The following is an 18,423-nucleotide window of genomic DNA, read 5'->3' as shown; positions in this document are numbered from 1 at the left end:
TCAGACGAGCCGACACCCCATGCCCCATCCTTCGCTCCGCCCCCATGCCCTGGCTGCCGCCATTGCCCTTGCCGGCCTGTCCTGGCAAGCCGTCGCCCAGAACGAACAGGTCAGCCACACCTTCGACCTGCCCGCCGCGCCATTGGGCAGCACCCTGACCCGTATCGCCCGGGAGACCGGCAACGTGCTCTCGGTATCACCCGCGCTTATCGAGGGCAAGACTGCCCAGCCGGTACGCGGCCAGATGACCACGCAGCAGGCGATGGATCAGGCGCTGCTGGGGAGTGGGCTGCGTTTGGAGGTGACGCCGAGCGGTAGTTGGAACTTGCTGCCGGTGGCGCAGGACGGCGCGCAGCTGGAGCTGCCGGCGATGTCGATCATCGGCATGCAGACCAGCGCGCCGACCTTTTCAGTGGGTACCAAGGTTGCGCTGCGTCTGCGGGAAGTACCGCAGACGATCAACGTGATCGGCCAGGAGCGGATCCAGAAACAGAACCTCTATACCCTCGAGGATGCGCTGGGTGAAGTAGGCGGAGTGACCGTGCAACGAATCGATGCCAGCCGTCTGAGCTTCTTCTCGCGTGGCTTCGAGGTCACCTCGCTGCAGCTGGATGGCACACCGACCACCATGGACAATCGGATCTTCCTGTCGCCGGACCTGACCATGTACGACCGCGTCGAGGTGCTCAAGGGGCCATCCGGCAGCCTGACCGGTGCCGGCGGTGCGGGCGGCAGCATCAACCTGATACGCAAACGCCCGTTGGCCGACGCGGCGGTATCGGCCGAAGTCAGCGCCGGCTCCTGGGACAACTACCGCGGCATGCTCGACGTCACCGGCCCGCTGACCGAGGCCGGCAACATCCGTGGCCGCTTGGTACTCAGCCAGCACAACCAGGCCTTCCCCTACGATGGCAGCGGCAAGCGTGAGTCGAACCAGGCCTATGGCATTGTCGACATCGACCTGACCCCGGACACCGTCTGGACTATCGGTGCCAGCAACCAGAACACCGATATCCGTGGCGCCCAGCGTTCGCTGCCTGCGTTTCGCTACACCAACGCAGCTGGCGAGGCTGCCATGTCGCTGCCGGACGTCTCGCGCAAGAACTTCTACGGCGCCAACTGGAACCGTGACTACTTCTGGAGCACTTCGATGTTCACCGAGCTCGAGCATCAGCTCGGTGGCGGCTGGAAGACCAAGCTGGCGGTGCGCCACGCCGACAACAACTACGACCTGACCCAGGCTTACGCCCGCAATGGCGGCGGCATCGACCCGGCCGACAACCAGGTGTCGATGAACTCGATCATGTTCGACTACCGCGAGAAACAGGACGAGGTCGACCTGTACGCCGACGGCCCGTTCAGCCTGTTCGGTCGTGAACACAAACTGTTGGTGGGGACCAATTACTCGCGTTCGGAGTTCTCCTCCAACGGTGGCTACTTCTCCAGCTTCCTCGGTGATGTGGACCTCTACGACCCGCAGCCCAACTTCGGCTACCCGGCGTTCCCTAACGACGACCGCCTGCCGACCAACGTCGCCAACACCCGCGCCAAGGCGGTCTACGGCAACATGCGCATCAGCTTGGCCGACCCCTTGACCTTGGTGCTTGGCGGCCGTGTCACCTGGCTCGACATGCATCGCAGCCAGCACCAGCCCGAAGCCGGTTCGCCGTCGGAGAAGGCCAGTCAGAGCGAGTCGCAGAAGTTCACCCCGTTCTACGGGCTGATCTACGAGCTGAACGACAGCTACTCGCTGTACGCCAACTACGCCGAGGTGTTCAACCCGCAGCCTGTCAGCAACCTGGACATCAACAACAGCATAATCGCGCCGATCGAAGGCAAGCAGCATGAATTCGGCATCAAGGGTGAGTTCCTCGACGGTGCGGTGAACGCCTCGCTGGCGGCCTTCCAGATCGAGGAAGAGAACCGCGCCATCCCCGACATGAACGACCCGAACTCGCGGGCCGTGGTCGGCGGTGGCAAGGCGCGCACCCGTGGCTACGAGATGGAAGTGAGCGGGCAGATGACGCCTGACTGGTTCCTGACCGCCAACTTCACCCACACCTACAAGCGCTACGACAGCCCCAACGAGCAGTTGCAGACTTACTTGCCGAAAAACATGCTGCGGGTCTGGAGCCTGTACAAGCTGCCCGGCGACCTTGAGAAGTGGAGTGTGCAGGGCGGCGTGAGCGTCGTCAGCGAAACCTACAACAAGCTCTACGTTCCCGGCATAGGCATGGACGGCACCAAACTACAACAGAGTGGCTACGCGCTGTACGACGCGGGTATCGGCTACCAGATCAACGAGCACCTGTCGGCGGACCTGCTGGCTACCAACCTGACCGACAAGAAGTACTACCAGCGCATCAATACCTTCCAGGACGGGAACATCTTTGGTGACCCCCGCGCGGTATCGCTGACCTTGCGCGCCAAGTTCTGACGCGCGAAAGCAGCGGCGCCGCCACAGATGACCGCTCATTCCGCGGAGTCGTTGCGGGGGCGAACTTTTTGAGGCGTCGAATCGCCGCGAAGGAACAAGGAGAACAGGGTGAAGCAACCGGCGTCACGCAAGGCAGGCGCACGGAGCCGACAGCGCGCGTTGTGGCTACTGCTGGCCTTGCTGCTGGCCTACCTGTTGATCTGGCCACTCAGCGCCCTGGCTGCGCTGGCCTTGGCATGGCTTGGGCAAGCGCCCAGTGAGGCGGTGCTAAGCAGTTCGATCGCGGCCTTCGTGCTCTATCCGCCACTGGTGCTGTGGTTGTTGTGCGTCCGTCGGCGGGTGCTCAACAGCCTGTGGCTGGGCGGCGTGTCGCTGGCAATGCTGGCCGCGTTGCGTGTGCTGGCAGAGGCTGGCTGATGTTTGACAGTGTCCGCCAGGCCATGCTGTGGGCGCACCGGGTGCTGGGCCTGGGGTTTTCCGCGCTGTTGCTGATCGCGTTTTTCATGGGCAGCCTGGCGTTGTACGACCGCGAGCTGGACAGCTGGATGCTACCGGCGCTGCGGGTGGCGCCGGTACCCGCGCCGCTGTCGCTGGACCAGCAGGTGCTGCCGCGGGTTGCCGGCCTGAGTGAGGGCAGGGTGTTGCAGCAGTGGTATGTCGAGTTGCCCGACGCGCGCCGCCCACTGCTGCGCTTTCAGGCCTGGAGCATCGAGCGCGAAGGCTTCAGCCGCTTTCTGCTGCCTGGCAGCGACGGCGTGCTGGCCGCTGCCGGCAGCCGAGGCGGCGACTTTTTCTACCGTCTTCATTACACACTCAATATCAATGCCTGGAGCCTCGGTGCCCGGCTGTTGGGCCTGGCCGCGATGGTCGGGCTGATCGCCCTGATCGCCGGCGTGTACATCCATGCGCGGCTGTTCCAGGACCTGTTCACCTTGAGGGCCGACAAGGCCCCCCGCCGGTTGCTCGACCTGCACAACCTGACCGGCGTGCTCGCCTTGCCGTTTCATGCGCTGATCCTGCTGAGCGGCCTGCTGATCCTGTTCCCGCTGTACCTGCCGGCGGCCATCGATGCGCTGTATCCCGGTCAGGCCGGGCAGTTCGCGGTGCAAGCCAACGCCGCTTACAGTCGCCCGGCGGCGGGCACCCCGGGGCCATTGGCTTCGCTGGACGGCATGTTGGCCCAGGCCCGGCAGCAGTGGGGCGGTGGTGAGCCTGCGTTCGTCAGGGTCTGGCACCCAGGCGACGCCAATGCCTATGTAGAGGTCAGTCGCAGCCTGGCTGATCGCGTGAGCCTGGACGGGCAGACCCTGTACTTCGAGGGCGCCAACGGACGGCTGCTACATGCGTCGCGGCTGCCCCCCACAGCTGCGGCCCTGGATGTGCTGGCCGGGCTGCACGTGGCGCACTTCCATCAGCCGGGCTTGCGCGCCTTGTACTTTTTCGCAGGACTTAGTGGATGCGTGATGCTTGCCAGCGGCCTGTTGTACTGGCTGGCCAAGCGTCGCCTGCAGCAGCCTGTCCGGGACAGGGGCGCGATGGCTATGGCCCTGCTGTGCAGCGCGCTGATCACCGGCATGCCCCTGGCCACGCTGGCCATGCTGGTAGCGAACCGCTGTTTGCCGTTGACCTTGAGAGGGCGTGCCGACTGGGAGGTGTGGATTTTCTTCGCCGCCTGGCTGCTGGCCGGGATGCACGCGCTGTGGGCGATTGGCCGTTGCGCGCAGGCCCGGGCGCCTTGGGCAGCGCAGTGCCTGGCGATCAGTGCGCTGGCGCTGTTGGCCGTGCTGTCGAACGCCTGGAGCACGGGAGATCATCCGTGCCGGGCGCTCAGCCAGGGTTTGTGGTCGGTGGCCGGTGTCGATCTGGCACTGCTGGCCAGCGCATTGCTTGCTGGCAGCTTGGGCTTGCGCCTGCGACGGCGCGCTGCGGGAGGGCACAATTTGGTGGAGGTCAAGGATGCCTGAGTGGCTGACGAGCGGGGTGGTGTTGGGTTTGCAGACTCTGGGCCTGGCGTTGCTGGCCCTGAGTCAGGCCGGGCATTGGCAGCGGGTGATGCCGCCGCGAGCGCTTCCCGGTATACGCGCTCTGCGCCTGTCAGCGCTGCTGGCATCAAGCTTGGCATGGCTGGTGGGGCATGCCGGTCTGGGGGTGGCTATGGGAACGTTGTTCTGGGTACTGGCCCAGGTGCCCTGCGGGCTCGGCGTGAGCCTGATGTTGTGCTGGCGTAAGGCTTGGTTGCGCCGGTTGGGCCGGTGCTTTTGTCGCTGAGCCCAACCGCGGGGGCGTTAACTCAGTGAACGGGCAGACGAGGGGCAGGCGCTGGCGTGCCCCCAGAAATGTCCCCAAGTTTGGCAATTCTCTGGAAGAGGATTGATCCCCATGATCCGTGAAAGGCAGAAATGATCAGACGAACTGTTTGCGCTTAAAGGCTATCGGGATCCCCAGACTCCCACTGGTTAGTTGGGTGTCCGCCTGCTCTTGGAGCAGGCCATTTCTTGCCGCGATATGCGATTCAAAGGCTTTCAGGCAAGCCAAACCACTTTCGTACAGTGATTAGAAATTTGGTAACCCAAAGCACGGGGCAACACTCAAGCTTTTCCAGGCTTTTGACTCACATGTTTTCATCGCTGCCAAAGAACATCTTGATAGGCCTCTAGAGCAGTGTTTCTGGTGTACATAAGCAGAAATGTACCCCCAGAAGTACCCCTCGACACCTCTAGCAGGGCGTGTGATGGATAATGGCGATTTCTGAAAGCTGTTGAGGGGGCACCCTGGACTTCAGTGTACCTCCATGGCGGACCGTCGGTGGCTCTTTGCGTATCGACTTTCCCGCCTTCAGGTGGCTTTGCTGATCTGCTTACGGTATAGACATGGTCATAGAGGAGCGGCATTTGTCATGTCTTGGGCTTCAGCGGTATTCCGGGTGGAGCGCGAAGCGATACCAAGGCGCCCGGCATCTGACACAGTATGCGGCTGCGCATGGATAAGTTCAGACATCCTAAATGTCATCCCTTTCAAGGTCTTTGGCTGAAATCGCGTCCTACGTAAATCTCAGGCTGCAATTCACAAAAAAACCAGTTGAATTTGGCCTAGGAAACATCCCTTGCGGTCAAAAAATGATCAGATATTGGGTGTTTTTCCAAAGACCTTGAAAGGGGTGATCCTAAATGTGAAACCCCGATTGTAACCGGACTGAAAGTGATAGCATATTGCCTACGCCCCGGTAACGTTAGGAGGTGGGTTCTGCGACCTCCGCTTTGAATGTCTAGGATGACCATGCGCATAGGGATCGATTTTGGAACGAGCTACACCGCAGCAGCTGCCTACATAGACGGTGAGCTTCGACATATTTCCTTCGGCGGCGACAGCCAGTTTCGAACTGCGGTATTCATACCGGAAAAGTCTGTTGACTGGGAACTTTTCCGGCCAGACGCCTATGAGCAGCAGGTCCGCGACAACCTCAGTGCTTCGACGGTGGCGTATACGAAGGCTCTCGAAGAATATGACGAGGCAACCAGCAAAATCCGGTTCCACTATCGGTCGCTAGCGAAAAATGGGGACATTACTCAAGAGGAAGCACAGGCTCAAATTTCCTTGGTTACCTCGGAGTTGAAGAGGCCTGTATTGCCTTTGGCTGCAGAAATTCGGAGAGCGACCATTGCCGCAGCTCGACGCTATTGGGCCCATGAGCAGAGGGAGGCGGGTAGGGCCAGCTCGATTAACGTGGACGAATCAGCAGTTTTTGGCGAAGACGCGATTGAGGAATTCTTCTGGTATGAGGAAGGGCGGCTCATCCAGTCTCCGAAATCCATGCTTGGCTTCAGGCTAGCGGCTCCGCAGCGCGAAGCGATAGTGAAAATCGTCTCAAATGTCCTCAAGCACGTCCGGCATGCGGCTTCTGAGCAATTGGGCGTCGATGTCACTGAAGCCACTATCGGTAGGCCTGTTGTATTTAGAAGCTCCATGGGGCCAGAGGGAAGTGACCAGGCAGTGGAACTGCTGCGCGAAGCAGCACATCGTGCCGGATTCAAATCAGTAGATTTCTTGGCAGAGCCCGCGGCAGCCGCAATTACCTATCACATGGCTTTCCTAGAGCCTCAGTTTGCGGTAGTCGTGGATGTAGGAGGTGGTACAACTGATATCGCTCTTGGGTATATCGGTGGTCAGAAGGGGGCTCCGAAACTAGACGCCAGTTGGGGTCTAGCTAAGGGAGGCACCGATGTGGATCTTGGCCTTTCTCTTCGCGCGGTAATGCCATTATTTGGAAAAAATGACTGTCGCCTGCTTGCGCCCTTTTACGTTGACGCCGCCACGGTCAGCGACCAGAACCGGCAAGCGGCCTTTCGAAAAGTAAACGTTGATTCGATCAAAGCTCCCTACAAGAAGCGTTTGCTTGCGCTACAGCGGTATGGAGTCACTGTCAGGATCAATCGTGACGTAGAAAGGCTCAAGATTGCTCTCAGTTCAGAAGTCGAAGCAGAGGTTTCTCTCGATTACGTGCAGAAGGGGCTTCTAGCTAAGGCGGGGAGATCTGATCTGGAGTTTGGATATGAGAGGTACATGCGATCCTTCAATGAGTTGCTCAGTCAGGTGAGTGCGGCGACCGCTGGCCGGGCCCCAATTGTGTTCCTTACCGGTGGCATGTCGCGAGCGCCCTATATCGCAGAGGCTGTCAAACGTCACTTTTCAGGTAGTGAAGTACACCATGGAGATGCGTCGCTAGGGGTAGTAGGTGGCTTGGCGATGCATGCGGCCACGGTGCACCAGACGGCCTCTGAAATTCATGCGAAATGACCAGGCCACTTCATCAAATCACGGCTGAAAGTCCTCTATCAATGTGGGCAACTTCGTACCACCACACCACCTGCATCCCTGGACTTATCCAAGCGCACCGCCGAAATTGTAGCAGCCCCACTGAGTCCTCGGAGATTGTCGCATGCCAGTAGAAGGACCTCTGCCTCAAACCGGTGATCAGCACGATATCAATGCAGATGCGGACTCTTGTCTCCGGGCACGACGTCCCCAGCATTGGCGTATTCAGGGCTTGGAAGGGACTGATGACTACGGGTTCGACTATCAAGTCCAGACAACGCCAAACCAACAGGTCACCGACGTCTTTCGTATCCAACTCAAAGGCACACGCTCGCCGTCGATTTCCGCGGACGGAGAGTTCATCTCGGTCGCGTTAAAGGCCTCGACGGTCAGGTACTACAATCGTGTCGTCGAACCTATCCTCCTGGTGATCTGCGATTTATCTGTTGATGAGGATCCGGTTGACTGCCCTCTGCACTACGTCTGGATTCATGAGGAGTTGCGCCGGATTAATGTGTCGGATTTGCCCGCTGAGCAGAAGTCCGTAACCCTCAAGGCACCTCGGAAAAACCTTCTCAATAGAAAGACCGATTTGTCGTCAGAGATCGGTCAGCAAAATGACTATTCACGCGTTGGTCATCTGTTGGGTGGACATACTGAACAGACCCACCCGGGTATGCCTTCGGAGGAACGGTTGTCGCTGGTACAAGGAGCGACACAGGGGATTACCGCACGAGGGGCCTCCTTTATCGAAGCCCTTGCAGCACCGGCGCAAGGTCACTGGATCGCCCCGGCGCAGGGATCTCTTGCATGGCAGCTCAACCAGGCGAGGACCGACCTTTTATCGAATGCTCTTGAGCGTGCTCGCATTCACCTCGACGCCGCTGAGCGAATGCTGGAAGGGGCTACTGTTCTCGAAGAAGCTGAATATTGGTGCCTGCAAGGTAACTGGCATGTGGAGTCGGGTGCAGATGAGCCCGCAAGCGCGGCCTACCAACGTGCTTATCAACTGAATCCATTGCCGAAGTATCAAGCTGCCTGGTGCGAGGCCGAGATCCGACTCCGCTTTGACAATGCCTTTGAAACGTTGCCCGAACTGGTGGAGCAGCTTCAGGGAGACGATCCGCTGATTATTGTCACCCGCTCGCGTCTTGCCGCTATCCAAGGGGATTATCGGAGGGCGGTTGAGATCGCCGAGGAACTGCCGGAGCCTGAGCGCTCCTGTGCAACAGCCCTAGCTCATCTGCTCAATGGTGCGCATAGCGCTGTCGTGAATTGCTGCGATCATGGGCTTGCGTTCGCCGACTCGCTCTCCTCTGTGGGGCAAACGCTCCTCCTTTACAACGCTCGGGCTAAGTTCGCGTTGGCTCATGCTGGAGCCTTAGACGCCGAGTTTCCTTTTATCCCGGCCTCTGGTCTTCCTGGTGTCGACCCGGTGATGCTTCTGGAGGTGTGGACGGCGGTTAACGCGGGAGTGGAGTCGTTCAGGGCTGCAGGGTGGCAATCTAACATCGAACACCTTTCTGATATCTGGCCGTCGACCGCGCTTGCCTTGGGCAAGGGGCCGGAAATTCTACCGCTGTTGGTCGAGGCAACCACGGCGCGCCCACAATTGCCCGGCCTACAGGAGGCGCTTCGAATTGTCGCCGTGGAGTGTGGTGATTATGAATTGGCACTTAAGGCAAACGGCTCGTTGCCACCCTCCGGGATCAACAGTCTGTGGGCAACACTCCTGTTTCACTCCACTGGCAAGCATCGCCTTTCCGTGCAGAGCTTCCAGAAGTGTTATGACTCCTGTGATCGTCTGCATCCTCGCTTTGGCACGGCGGCCGTTGCGGCCATCTTGTCGGCGCAGAAGATGGTGCTGCCAGACCTTGTGCGAGTCTGGCTGGACGAACTCCAGTGTGACCCTAGCCTGCGGGGCTTTGCCGCGCTTGCGCAATATCATTTGGGCCTAGAGCAGAATCAGATTGGGAGGAGTGAAGCGCTACGCACATTGCACACCTGCTATGAGCAACTCGGTTACCCTCAAGACCTAGCTCTCACGCTGTTGCAGGAGTTGAATCCGACTCAGATGGAAGATGCGCGACTCTGTGTTCAGGTCGCAGAGCGAATTACCCAAGAGAACCTGCTGTCACCCGTGATGGCGGTTCGGGTTGGGTTGGCGCTGATCACGTTAAAAGACTGGTCCGTGTTGCTGAATCTGTGCCAAGGGGGAAAGGTTCGTGCGGAGGCCGGGGATCGCATGCTGGCGTTCGAAGCGCTGGCGCTTGATCACCTTGGTCGATCTGGCGCGGCACGTGAACGTCTAGCCACTCTTCTTGCCTCAGGCTCAACAGACCATGTTGCGCTGGATACTTATGTCACTATCGCGACGCGGTGTGGCTATGTGAGCGAAGCGATCGATGCTGCGGAACGCTTCCTAGAAGTGGCCGAATCCAGAGCGCAGCGTCTCGAATGCATGAGAACGCTCTACTCGTTGATCCATCTGGCTGATCCTGCGAGTGCCAGGCTCTACGCATTGGCGCTAAAAATCGGAGAGATGATTGATCGAAACGATGAGCAACAGGAGGGGGCTTTCCTACTGATGGTGCTAGCGGCGCCTTTAGGCGATGCCGATGGAGACGTTGTCACGCATCGTGAACGCTTTCAAGAGAGAGCGTCGGCGTTCTTCGAAAAATTCCCGAACTCCAAGATTCTGCGAAGAGGTGAGATTCGAGCGGATTGGTCTCATGAAGAGTTTTTGTCAGCCCTCAAGTCCCTGGCGGGTATCACGGAAGCTGGGGAGGCTTTGCAAAGGAAGCTTGAAAAAGGATTGCAGCAGGGTTCGACCCCGGTTCCTTTTTCTTGGCGACCACGCTTTGCTCTTTCATCGATCTCTGATGTGGTACATCTCTGGGAGATTGCCAAGGCGTCGACCCGTGATGACGTGAAATATCATCTTGCAATGACAATGGATTCAGATCGGCCGATCCTGACGCAGAAAGAACTGCGCGAGCGTGTACCTCTGTTGGACTTCACGGCCTTGCTGATTCTTCTCGATCTGGAGCTGATTGATCAAGTAGTGGCTTTCTTCGGCACCATCGCTGTGTCCAAAGCGACTCTGGAAGAGTTGATGGAGCTTTCGAGCCCCATGTTCGGCAGTCCCGGGCATAACAAGTGTCTGGCGTTACAGCAGGCGCTGAGGCCGCACTTGAGCTCGATTCTTCAACCGTCGTCATCCACGATGGACCGTGATAAAGAAAAATATGCCGTGGTTGGTCGAGGGAACTCCCATATCGCGGATATTTGTGCGGATCAAGCGGCGGAATTCAGGCTTTATTCTGACGACGCAATCTTTCGAGTGTTTTGCGCCCGAGGGGCTGAGCCTGACGGTATCTGCACCCTTGATGTGCTCGACAGCCTAGTCGATTCGGGACTTCTAGATAACAGACAAAAGGCCCGTAAGGTTGCACTGCTCTGTCAGTGGAATGTCGGTCTTATGGTCAGCTGGAAGGATTTTATTGCACTTCTTCCTTTGGAGCTTTTGCAGGTGACGGACGTAAGTCAAGGCATTCAGGTTCTTGACGGTGACCTTGAGTTCAAAATGCTGGTCTCTGCAGTGTGGGATTATCGGCTTTCCTTTCAGAAAACCATGAAACATGCTGCTGCGCTGCTTGCTTTGATGCTCACCCTGGATCCGATATCTGATACTGCAATCGCAGCAGTTATGATTCAGTGGTTTGTGAAGGCTGGAATGAGTAAAGATGCTCCAGATAAAGCCCTGCGAGCGATTACTCAACTCGTAACCTTTGCGGCGAGTATCCGGTTCTTAGAGGGGAGGGCGGGGAAGCGGCTCTGGGAAGTCTATCTTTTGATTGTTGAGTGGCATCATGGGCATCTTGATGACACTAAAATAGCGTTGGCAATACGGGCGTTAGGCGGCGAGTGTGCTCGCTTACAACACGGTACGTTGGGTCTGGGGGGTGAGGTGTTTTCTGCTCTCATCAAATGCCTGCCGAACGGGTCAGTCGAGGCACGTATTTTTTATAACGCTTTTTCTAAGGGGCTGGCGCAGCAGGACTCTGGATACACAAGAGCATGATATGTTTCGCTTCTAAACTTGGCCTTGTGGGCGATGCTAGTGTTGGCCTGGTGTGTCGGGCAAAATATTACCATGTCTTTTGATAATGTGAGCGCTTCGGTCAAAAGGACGGACTACAGTCTGTGTGTACCCGTTTGCTGCTGTTGGAGCGACGAAGCAGGCGGAATAGTACGTATTGAGACCCGGTTGCAATGGAGAGAATGCCGGAAATGACCGATATTTATGTTTCGCGAAAACTCAGCTATTACGTTGAAGGGAAGAAACTTTTTGTAGATGAAACTGAATTGTTCGCCATCAAAGGTCCCAAGATCATTTTAGGTGAGCCTGGTATGGGCAAGTCTAGTTTGATTGACTCGCTGGCTAACATGCTGGGAAGTAAGGCTGTGTCGGCAAATCGATTCATCCGACGATCTAACCGGCTACAGAAAGGGATGTCAGAGAACCCTCTGTTGATTGATAGTTTTGATGAGGCTATCTCCAATGATGAATATGCAGCAGTTGACGGGGTTCTGGCGCAGTTGGAGGACATGGGTCACCCAGTTTTTATTCTGGCATGCAGAGCTCGTGAGTGGCCGGATTATGCGCTTTCGAAGCTTGGAGAAGTGTATCGTGATAAAACGATAGTGTTTTATCTTGAACCTTTGAATCGGAGTGAAGCGGAAAGACTTCTCGCTGAACTGCTTGGCGTCAACCTGGCGGTTGAAGTGCTGGAGCAAATGGATTTCGAGTGCATGTCTGAGCTATATCAAAATCCTTTAACTCTTAAAATGATCGGTGAGGTTGCAAAAGCCGACCGACAATTACCAAAGTCGCGAGTGGATTTGTTCGAGCGAGTCTGTAGATTGCTTTGGGTAGAACACAATAAAATACGTGCTGTGGATACACTTAGACAGCTGACCGCTGAGGAGGTTCTCGATATTGCAGGGGCACTCATGGCCGGATTGCTTTTGTCCGGTAAAGAGGCGATTGGACTCGCTAGACCTATATCTCTGGTCGAAAGCGATATTGCACTCGCAGAGCTTTCAGTGCTTATCGATAGAGAGTTTTCCGAAGCAGTTGTACGCTGCAAATTGTTCAGCAGCGATGGACTGTATCGCGCAAAACCAATACATAGAGTGATTTCAGAGTACTTGGGCGCGCGGTGGTTGAGTCGACAGGTTGACGACCCCCGCAAGCAGCGTCGACTACTGGCCCAGTTTCAAAGTAGTGGGAGAGTGCCAGCTAGCTTTAGAGGGTTGCATGCCTGGCTTGCTGTTCATAAACAGGAACTTGCAGCAAGTATTATAGCCGCCGATCCTTTCGGGGTAGTGCTGTACGCTGACGTGACAGTGTTGACCACTTCCCAAAAGAAACATCTATTGAAATCTCTTCGGGATTTTTCTAAGTCTGATCCGTATTTACATAATAATTATCGGAAAGGCATTTCGGTCAAGGGCTTGATGTTAGAGGTCCTGTCGAGTGATATCGAGTCTATTATTGCTTCAGGGGGCAATTCGGATTTGACATCATTGCTCTTGGATGGTGTCAGAGGGACTTCACTTGTTAGTCCAATGAAAGGCACTCTATGCGATGTTATGTTGTGCATTAAACGCTCAATACACGAGCGCTACGCTTCGGCAGTTGCATTAGAGGCAGTATGTAGTGCGGCGGAGTGGGAGGCTCATGTAGAGGAACTATTGCTTCAGGCTACTCGTGACTCATCAGAGCTAGCGTATCTGATTATTGAGATGCATGGTTTTGCAGTTAGGGCTGAACTAATCGTTGAGGTCACACTAGCGAGGCTGGGTTTGCTTTTTTGCGAAGTGGCTCGACCTGTTGAGATCCTAGGGTACAGATTGGGTGAATATGCATCGTTGCCCAGTCGCGTCCCCAGTTCAATATTGAAAATCGTTCTGGATTTACTTTCTGATCGTATTGGGCTTGTTAATGCGAGTGATTTTTCGTCAACTTTAGAGATATATGAGTTGATAGCCTCACTTGTGGGGCGGGCAATTGAAGAAAAGCTAGTTTCTCATCATAATCCTGAGGTTGTTTGGGGGTGGCTAGCTTTGCTCTCTCATGCAGATCGCAATGGGCCGGCAATGTCGTCTCTGTTGCACTTAATAAGCGTTAATCAAGAACTTCGACGTGCTGTTCAATACCATGCTCTGTTCGGACCTGCGCGTAAGTATTTTATTTATCATCAGGCAACTGTTCTGGACGCTCGATTAGTCGGGCTTACTGCTGATGACTACGTTTATTTCATAAGTCTATTTGCTGGGTTTAGTAATCTGGATTCGTCAAGTCGTGAAGATTGGAAGGGTTTGATTGCGTCTGCGGCCCAGTCTTGTGGTATTAGTTCTAAGTTGCGTGAAGCAAGCCTAAAGTTCGAGGCTGGATGCCCCGAGCTTGCAGATTTTATCCAGAGTAGAATAGAGCTCCTCAAACATTCTGCTGCGGAATCTCAGGGTCGTACAACCTCAGATGCTTTGCAGAAGCGTAGAAGAAAAATTCTAGAAAAGCGTTCATTGCGCTGTAAATATCAGCAGAGAAGAGATCTGCTCCGCGAAGGAGATCTAAAATTTTTAGAACTGCCCGCTAGGCACTATCTAGGAGAACGGCATCTTTTTCATGCACAACCGCCGGCATTGGAGCGTTTGAATATTTTTTGGGGAAAGTCGCTGGCTCGTGATGTGTTGACAGGTTTTAAGTGTGTATTGTACCGACCTGACTTTCCTTCTCCCGAAAAAGTCGCTAGAGAGTTGTCTCAGAATCTCTGTAATGTTTCGAACTATTCGATATTTTCAGCGTTGCTTTACCGATTTCGTGAGGGCTTAGAGTTTTCCAATCTGTCCCTTGATGTACTTAAGGTTGGGCTGTTGTTATGTTATAGTCAGGGGTTCATACCCAATCAGCCAGATCACCAAAATCTTACCCAGAAGCTCGAAGCTATTTTGTTGAAAACAGAAAGCGAGCGTGAAGCTTTTGCGCGACTCTGGTTAGAAGCAGCGATATTGGAAGGTCGGGGCGATGTGCCAGGGATAATTCGCCTGATTACGATGGAGTGCTGGAGATCTACTGCGATTAAGCTGGCGCTAGAGTGGCTTTCGAAGCCGCTCTCTCTAGATGCTGGGGTGGAAAAGAAATTTTACCATTTTCTAATGGTATCTGGTGAATCTTGCCGATTGCGGCTAATTGCTAATGATCGAGTGTTTCTAAACGCAGATAGGTCAGAATTTGATCTGAAATGGTTGGCTCTAAAGCTTCTAATAGATTTCGAAAGTGTGATAGATGAATTCCATTGTCAGCTTGGGGGGCCGGGGCTCTTATGGCACTTGCGCGATGTCTTTACTATTGAGCACAGTCGGCGTTTAGTGGATCACAGTATCAGTCAAGCCGAATGGATAGTTTCGCAATTTCGGCGTTTGTGGCCAGTTGTAAGTTCAGACAATAGCTTGTCGAGTAGTAGGGCCGGCGAGGCATCTGCGTTTATTGCATTACTCATCGAACGACTGAGTCAGGAAACAACCGAGGGCGCGTGCATGTCAATCTCGCGTTTGGTTGCGGAGCCTCACGATACTTATAGCGATCTTTTAGTGCATGCACAAGCTAGCCAAATACAAAAACATAGTGATGAGATGTTTAGATCCATCAGACCTGAAGTTCTGAAGCTGCTTCTACAGGGTGGGCCACCCTGTAATGCTGAGGACCTAAAGACATTAATCCTAGAGGAGCTTGCAGTTGTTCAGCGGATCTTAAAGGGCGATGAGTTTGATCCAGTGCGCGTATTTTGGACTGACAATAAAGAACCGAGGGAAGAAAATCGCTGTCGTGATCATTTGGCGGAAATGTTACGGCCTAGGCTTGAAAGATATAATGTTTCATTGTTGAGTGAGGCTGATATGCCCGAGGATAAGCGTGTCGACCTCGCTTTTCGTTGTGGGAATTTGCAATTGCCTTTGGAGGTTAAAGGGCAATGGCATCCAGATGTTTGGCATGCGGCAAGTAGTCAGCTGGATAAACAATATTTGATGGATTGGCGTTCTGAACAATGTGGAATTTATTGCGTATTATGGTTTGGGTTTGGGGTTTCAAGTAGAAAGTTACCAGCAAAGCCGCCTCAAGGGATTTGTGCTCCCAGGTCTGCCGAAGAAATGCAGATTTATCTGGTTGAGCTGATTCCGCAGGAGCGACGTGGTAGAATACAAGTTGTGGTTGTCGACCTTTCTGCTAGGAATTAATGATGTCCGAACCCAAGGTATTTAGCGCTTGGGGCATGCCGGCGGTGTCGTGGCTAGTATCCTGAGTAGCTTGGTGGCAAAAAATAGAAGCAGGTGCAAAGAACAAAAAATCTCGTTATTTCGAATTGCTTACGATCTGGTCTGTCCGTGTCTGAAAGCGCGCCTCGCTTTACATGTTCAGGGTAGGAAGAAGCGCCATGAATGCTTCAAGTGGAGGTGATACTTCTCCACTCCAAACCAAATGGGTGCGGCTTCTGGCGAGTATTCCTGGCAATGGATGGCGCTGGACGCTGTCACTAAGCACTGCGTTGTCGAGGAGTGCTTCTGAGATGATGCCTATACCTGTTCCAGCTGCTACACAGGCCACAATCGCGTGGTAGGAACCAAATTCCAGGATTTTACCTGGCGAAACTCCCTCCTCGGCCAACCAATCAGTGAGTCTGCGCCGATAAGAGCAGCCGTGCGGGAAAACTACAATCGTCCTGCCACTTAGGTCATGAGCAGAAGTGATTGGTTTGTGCCTTTTCGCTGAAATAAGGGTCAGCCTATCTTCAAAAACCGGAACGCTTGAAAACCGATCTTTTTCGAACGGCTCTGCGACGAACGCTGCGTCGATCTCATATCCTTCTAGCTTCTGCAGCAGCGATTCAGTGATTCCAGAGTGCAGTTCAATACTGATCTCTGGGTGGAGGCTGTGGAAGGTGGAAAGGAAAGGGGGCAGCCTGGCACCCGCAGTGCTCTCCAGAGAGCCAAGCCTCAGAACGCCACCCACAATGCCAGACTGGATTTCCTGCTCTGCTATCTCAGCCAGTTGGAGGAGTCGCTCGGCATGCCTCAGTAACGTCCGTCCCGTGTCTGTAAGCGCCAGATTACGCCCTTGCCGGCGGAACAACGTCACCCCAAGTCGTTCTTCGAGCTGCTTCACCCGCGTTGTCACGTTGGACGGCACACGGTTTAGCCTCTTGGCAGCGCGCGCGACCCCGCCCTCCTGAACGACGGAGCGAAAAATGTGAAGATCATCTAGATCCATAGTTCTCATGGAGAGAACGGTACGCGCAAATGGGTCTCCGGGCAAGAAGCGTTTGGGGGCCCTTGATCTGGCCTATGCTTGCTGAAAACCACGTAATCATTCAGTTTTAGTGAATGGTTCAGCATAACAATTCAGTATTAAGTCGTAGTTGAGCTGGGTAGGATCGAGGCGCCGACTCACCAAGACCGGAGTGTTCTCACCTGTGACTTCAGTTCTAATTCTTCAAGCCGGGACGCCTCCTGACGATGTGTCCTCCGTCGTGGGAGACATCTCCACTTGGTTCATTGATGCGCTGGGAGTGTCGTTAGCGTCTCTTGAGATCATCCCCATCTATCAAGGGGAGCCGCTACCAGCACCCGATGCCAGCCGAGTTGCAATCATCACGGGGTCATGGTCGATGGTCACCGACAAACATCCATGGAGCGAAGCGCTCGCCCAGTGGATCCGTGACGCCATGGCAATCGAGATGCCCCTTTTTGGCGTCTGTTACGGCCACCAGCTCATGGCCCATGCGCTAGGCGGCACGGTCGACTATCACCCAGGTGGTTGTGAGATTGGTTTGCAAGAGATCCATCTCACGGCAGCGAGCCGTAACGATCCGTTGCTGCAGGATTGGCCGAAGCGCTTCTCCGCTCATCTCACCCATCTGCAAACCATCACACACCTGCCCGCTGGTGCTCAGGTATTGGGTTTCTCAGAGCATGACCCACACCAGATTGTCCGTTACGGAGTCAACGCGATTTCAACGCAGTTTCATCCCGAGTTCTCGCCGGAGATCGCTGCGGCCTGCATTCGTCGCCGAGCTGCCTCACTGGAGTCTGAAGGCAAAGACCCGACTGCTTTGCTGGCAGTGCTCGGTGAGACGCCCGAGGCCAAACGACTGCTTTTGAGATTCATCGAACGCAGCGATCCCCTCAACCTCATAGAATTTCAACAGGAGAAGACCCATGTCATTGCGTAAAGTTGGACTGATTGGTGGTATGAGTTTTGAGGGCTCGGCTGTCTATTACCGCAAGATCAATGAAGCTATCAACAAGCGTTTGGGAGGGCTTCACTCCGCAGAAGTTTTGCTTCACTCCGTCGATTTTCAAAACATCGTCGACATGCAGAAGTCCGGGCGATGGGAGGAAGCTGGTGAGCACCTAGCGCAGGTCGCTCGGGGCCTAGAGGCTGGAGGTGCTGGCTGCATCATGATCTGTGCGGTCACCATGCACTTGGTAGCCGACGCAGTGGCTGCGGCCACCACGCTGCCTTTCATTCATATCGTGGACGCCGTCGCGGAGCAGCTGAAAGCCACAGGCAAAAGCAAGCCATTGCTTATTGCCACTCGCTACACCATGGAAAATGGGTTCTACCCGGCTCGAATGAAATCGTGCGGGGTCGATGTGATGGTTCCGGAGGCAGACGACCGTGGCCGAATTCACGACATTATTTTTGAAGAGCTGAGCGTGGGTGTGGTTCGCGACGAGTCGCGAGAAGTGCTCGTTTCTATCATTGCGAAGGCCAAAGCTCAGGGTGCTGATTCCGTTATTTTTGGGTGCACCGAGATTTGCATGATTCTGGAAACGGACAAGCTGCCTTTGCCAGGTTATGACTCCACCGCCATTCATGTGGACGCAGCCGTGGCCTTTGCCGTTGCTGACTTGGCCTGACCTGGCAGTTAACCGAAATCGTCAAAATTCGCATATGTCCTGTCCATTTCAGCAATGTACTGGGTGTGTAAAGGAGCGGATGCTTGGCCGGGCTTTCAGGTAGCAGCGATGCAGTGATGGAGCTCGGCTGAACAGGTCTTGATCAACGCGTTTGTTGATTGCCTGAAGGCATATGGATCACAAGTCAC

Annotated in this window: 10 protein-coding genes; 9 read left to right on the top strand and 1 reads right to left on the bottom strand. The window is 55.0% G+C overall.

All coding sequences use genetic code 11. The features are described from left to right. Positions 1–19: 19 nt before the first annotated feature. The 7 genes from N436_RS13580 to N436_RS28410 all read left to right on the top strand — a co-directional run bounded on the left by N436_RS13580 (position 20) and on the right by N436_RS28410 (position 15,553). Entirely contained in the window at positions 20–2,437 is a 2,418-nt protein-coding gene (locus N436_RS13580) for a TonB-dependent receptor (protein ID WP_256589956.1), read from the top strand. A gap of 108 nt (positions 2,438–2,545) precedes the next feature. Continuing rightward, positions 2,546–2,854 carry a hypothetical protein gene (locus N436_RS13575; protein WP_110741288.1) on the top strand — a complete coding sequence of 103 codons (309 nt, stop codon included), beginning with the start codon at positions 2,546–2,548 and terminating at the stop codon, positions 2,852–2,854. Continuing rightward, positions 2,854–4,401 carry a PepSY domain-containing protein gene (locus tag N436_RS13570; protein ID WP_110741287.1) on the top strand — a complete coding sequence of 516 codons (1,548 nt, stop codon included), beginning with the start codon at positions 2,854–2,856 and terminating at the stop codon, positions 4,399–4,401. Before N436_RS13575 ends, N436_RS13570 begins: the two co-directional genes overlap by 1 nt. Beyond that, positions 4,394–4,705 carry a DUF3325 family protein gene (locus N436_RS13565; protein ID WP_110741286.1) on the top strand — a complete coding sequence of 104 codons (312 nt, stop codon included), beginning with the start codon at positions 4,394–4,396 and terminating at the stop codon, positions 4,703–4,705. The genes N436_RS13570 and N436_RS13565 overlap by 8 nt, the downstream gene beginning before the upstream one ends. A gap of 1,008 nt (positions 4,706–5,713) precedes the next feature. Next, on the top strand, positions 5,714–7,231 hold the full coding sequence (locus N436_RS13560; RefSeq protein WP_146232433.1) for an Hsp70 family protein: 1,518 nt from the start codon (positions 5,714–5,716) through the stop codon (positions 7,229–7,231). A gap of 142 nt (positions 7,232–7,373) precedes the next feature. Next, the gene (locus tag N436_RS13555) at positions 7,374–11,333 is read left to right on the top strand and encodes a DUF4365 domain-containing protein (RefSeq protein ID WP_110741284.1); all 3,960 of its coding nucleotides are present in this window, start codon (positions 7,374–7,376) and stop codon (positions 11,331–11,333) included. A gap of 209 nt (positions 11,334–11,542) precedes the next feature. Next, on the top strand, positions 11,543–15,553 hold the full coding sequence (locus tag N436_RS28410; protein WP_146232434.1) for an NACHT domain-containing NTPase: 4,011 nt from the start codon (positions 11,543–11,545) through the stop codon (positions 15,551–15,553). Positions 15,554–15,722: 169 nt separating this feature from the next. On the opposite strand, the gene N436_RS13545 is transcribed toward N436_RS28410, so the two are convergent. Beyond that, complete coding sequence (locus tag N436_RS13545; RefSeq protein WP_110741282.1) at positions 15,723–16,583, bottom strand: LysR family transcriptional regulator; 861 nt, start codon at positions 16,581–16,583, stop codon at positions 15,723–15,725. Between the two features lie 190 nt (positions 16,584–16,773). Here N436_RS13545 and N436_RS13540 point away from each other — a divergent pair, with 190 nt between their 5' ends. Together N436_RS13540 and N436_RS13535 are read left to right on the top strand one after the other, a co-directional pair. Further along, complete coding sequence (locus N436_RS13540; RefSeq protein WP_110741281.1) at positions 16,774–17,544, top strand: glutamine amidotransferase; 771 nt, start codon at positions 16,774–16,776, stop codon at positions 17,542–17,544. Further along, the gene (locus tag N436_RS13535) at positions 17,531–18,235 is read left to right on the top strand and encodes an aspartate/glutamate racemase family protein (RefSeq protein ID WP_110741280.1); all 705 of its coding nucleotides are present in this window, start codon (positions 17,531–17,533) and stop codon (positions 18,233–18,235) included. Before N436_RS13540 ends, N436_RS13535 begins: the two co-directional genes overlap by 14 nt. The last annotated feature ends 188 nt before the right edge of the window (positions 18,236–18,423 follow it).

The sequence above is a fragment of the Pseudomonas sp. RV120224-01b genome (assembly GCF_003208145.1).
Classification (GTDB): Bacteria; Pseudomonadota; Gammaproteobacteria; order Pseudomonadales; family Pseudomonadaceae; genus Aquipseudomonas; species Aquipseudomonas monteilii.
This window is presented reverse-complemented; position numbering and strand designations above follow the sequence as displayed.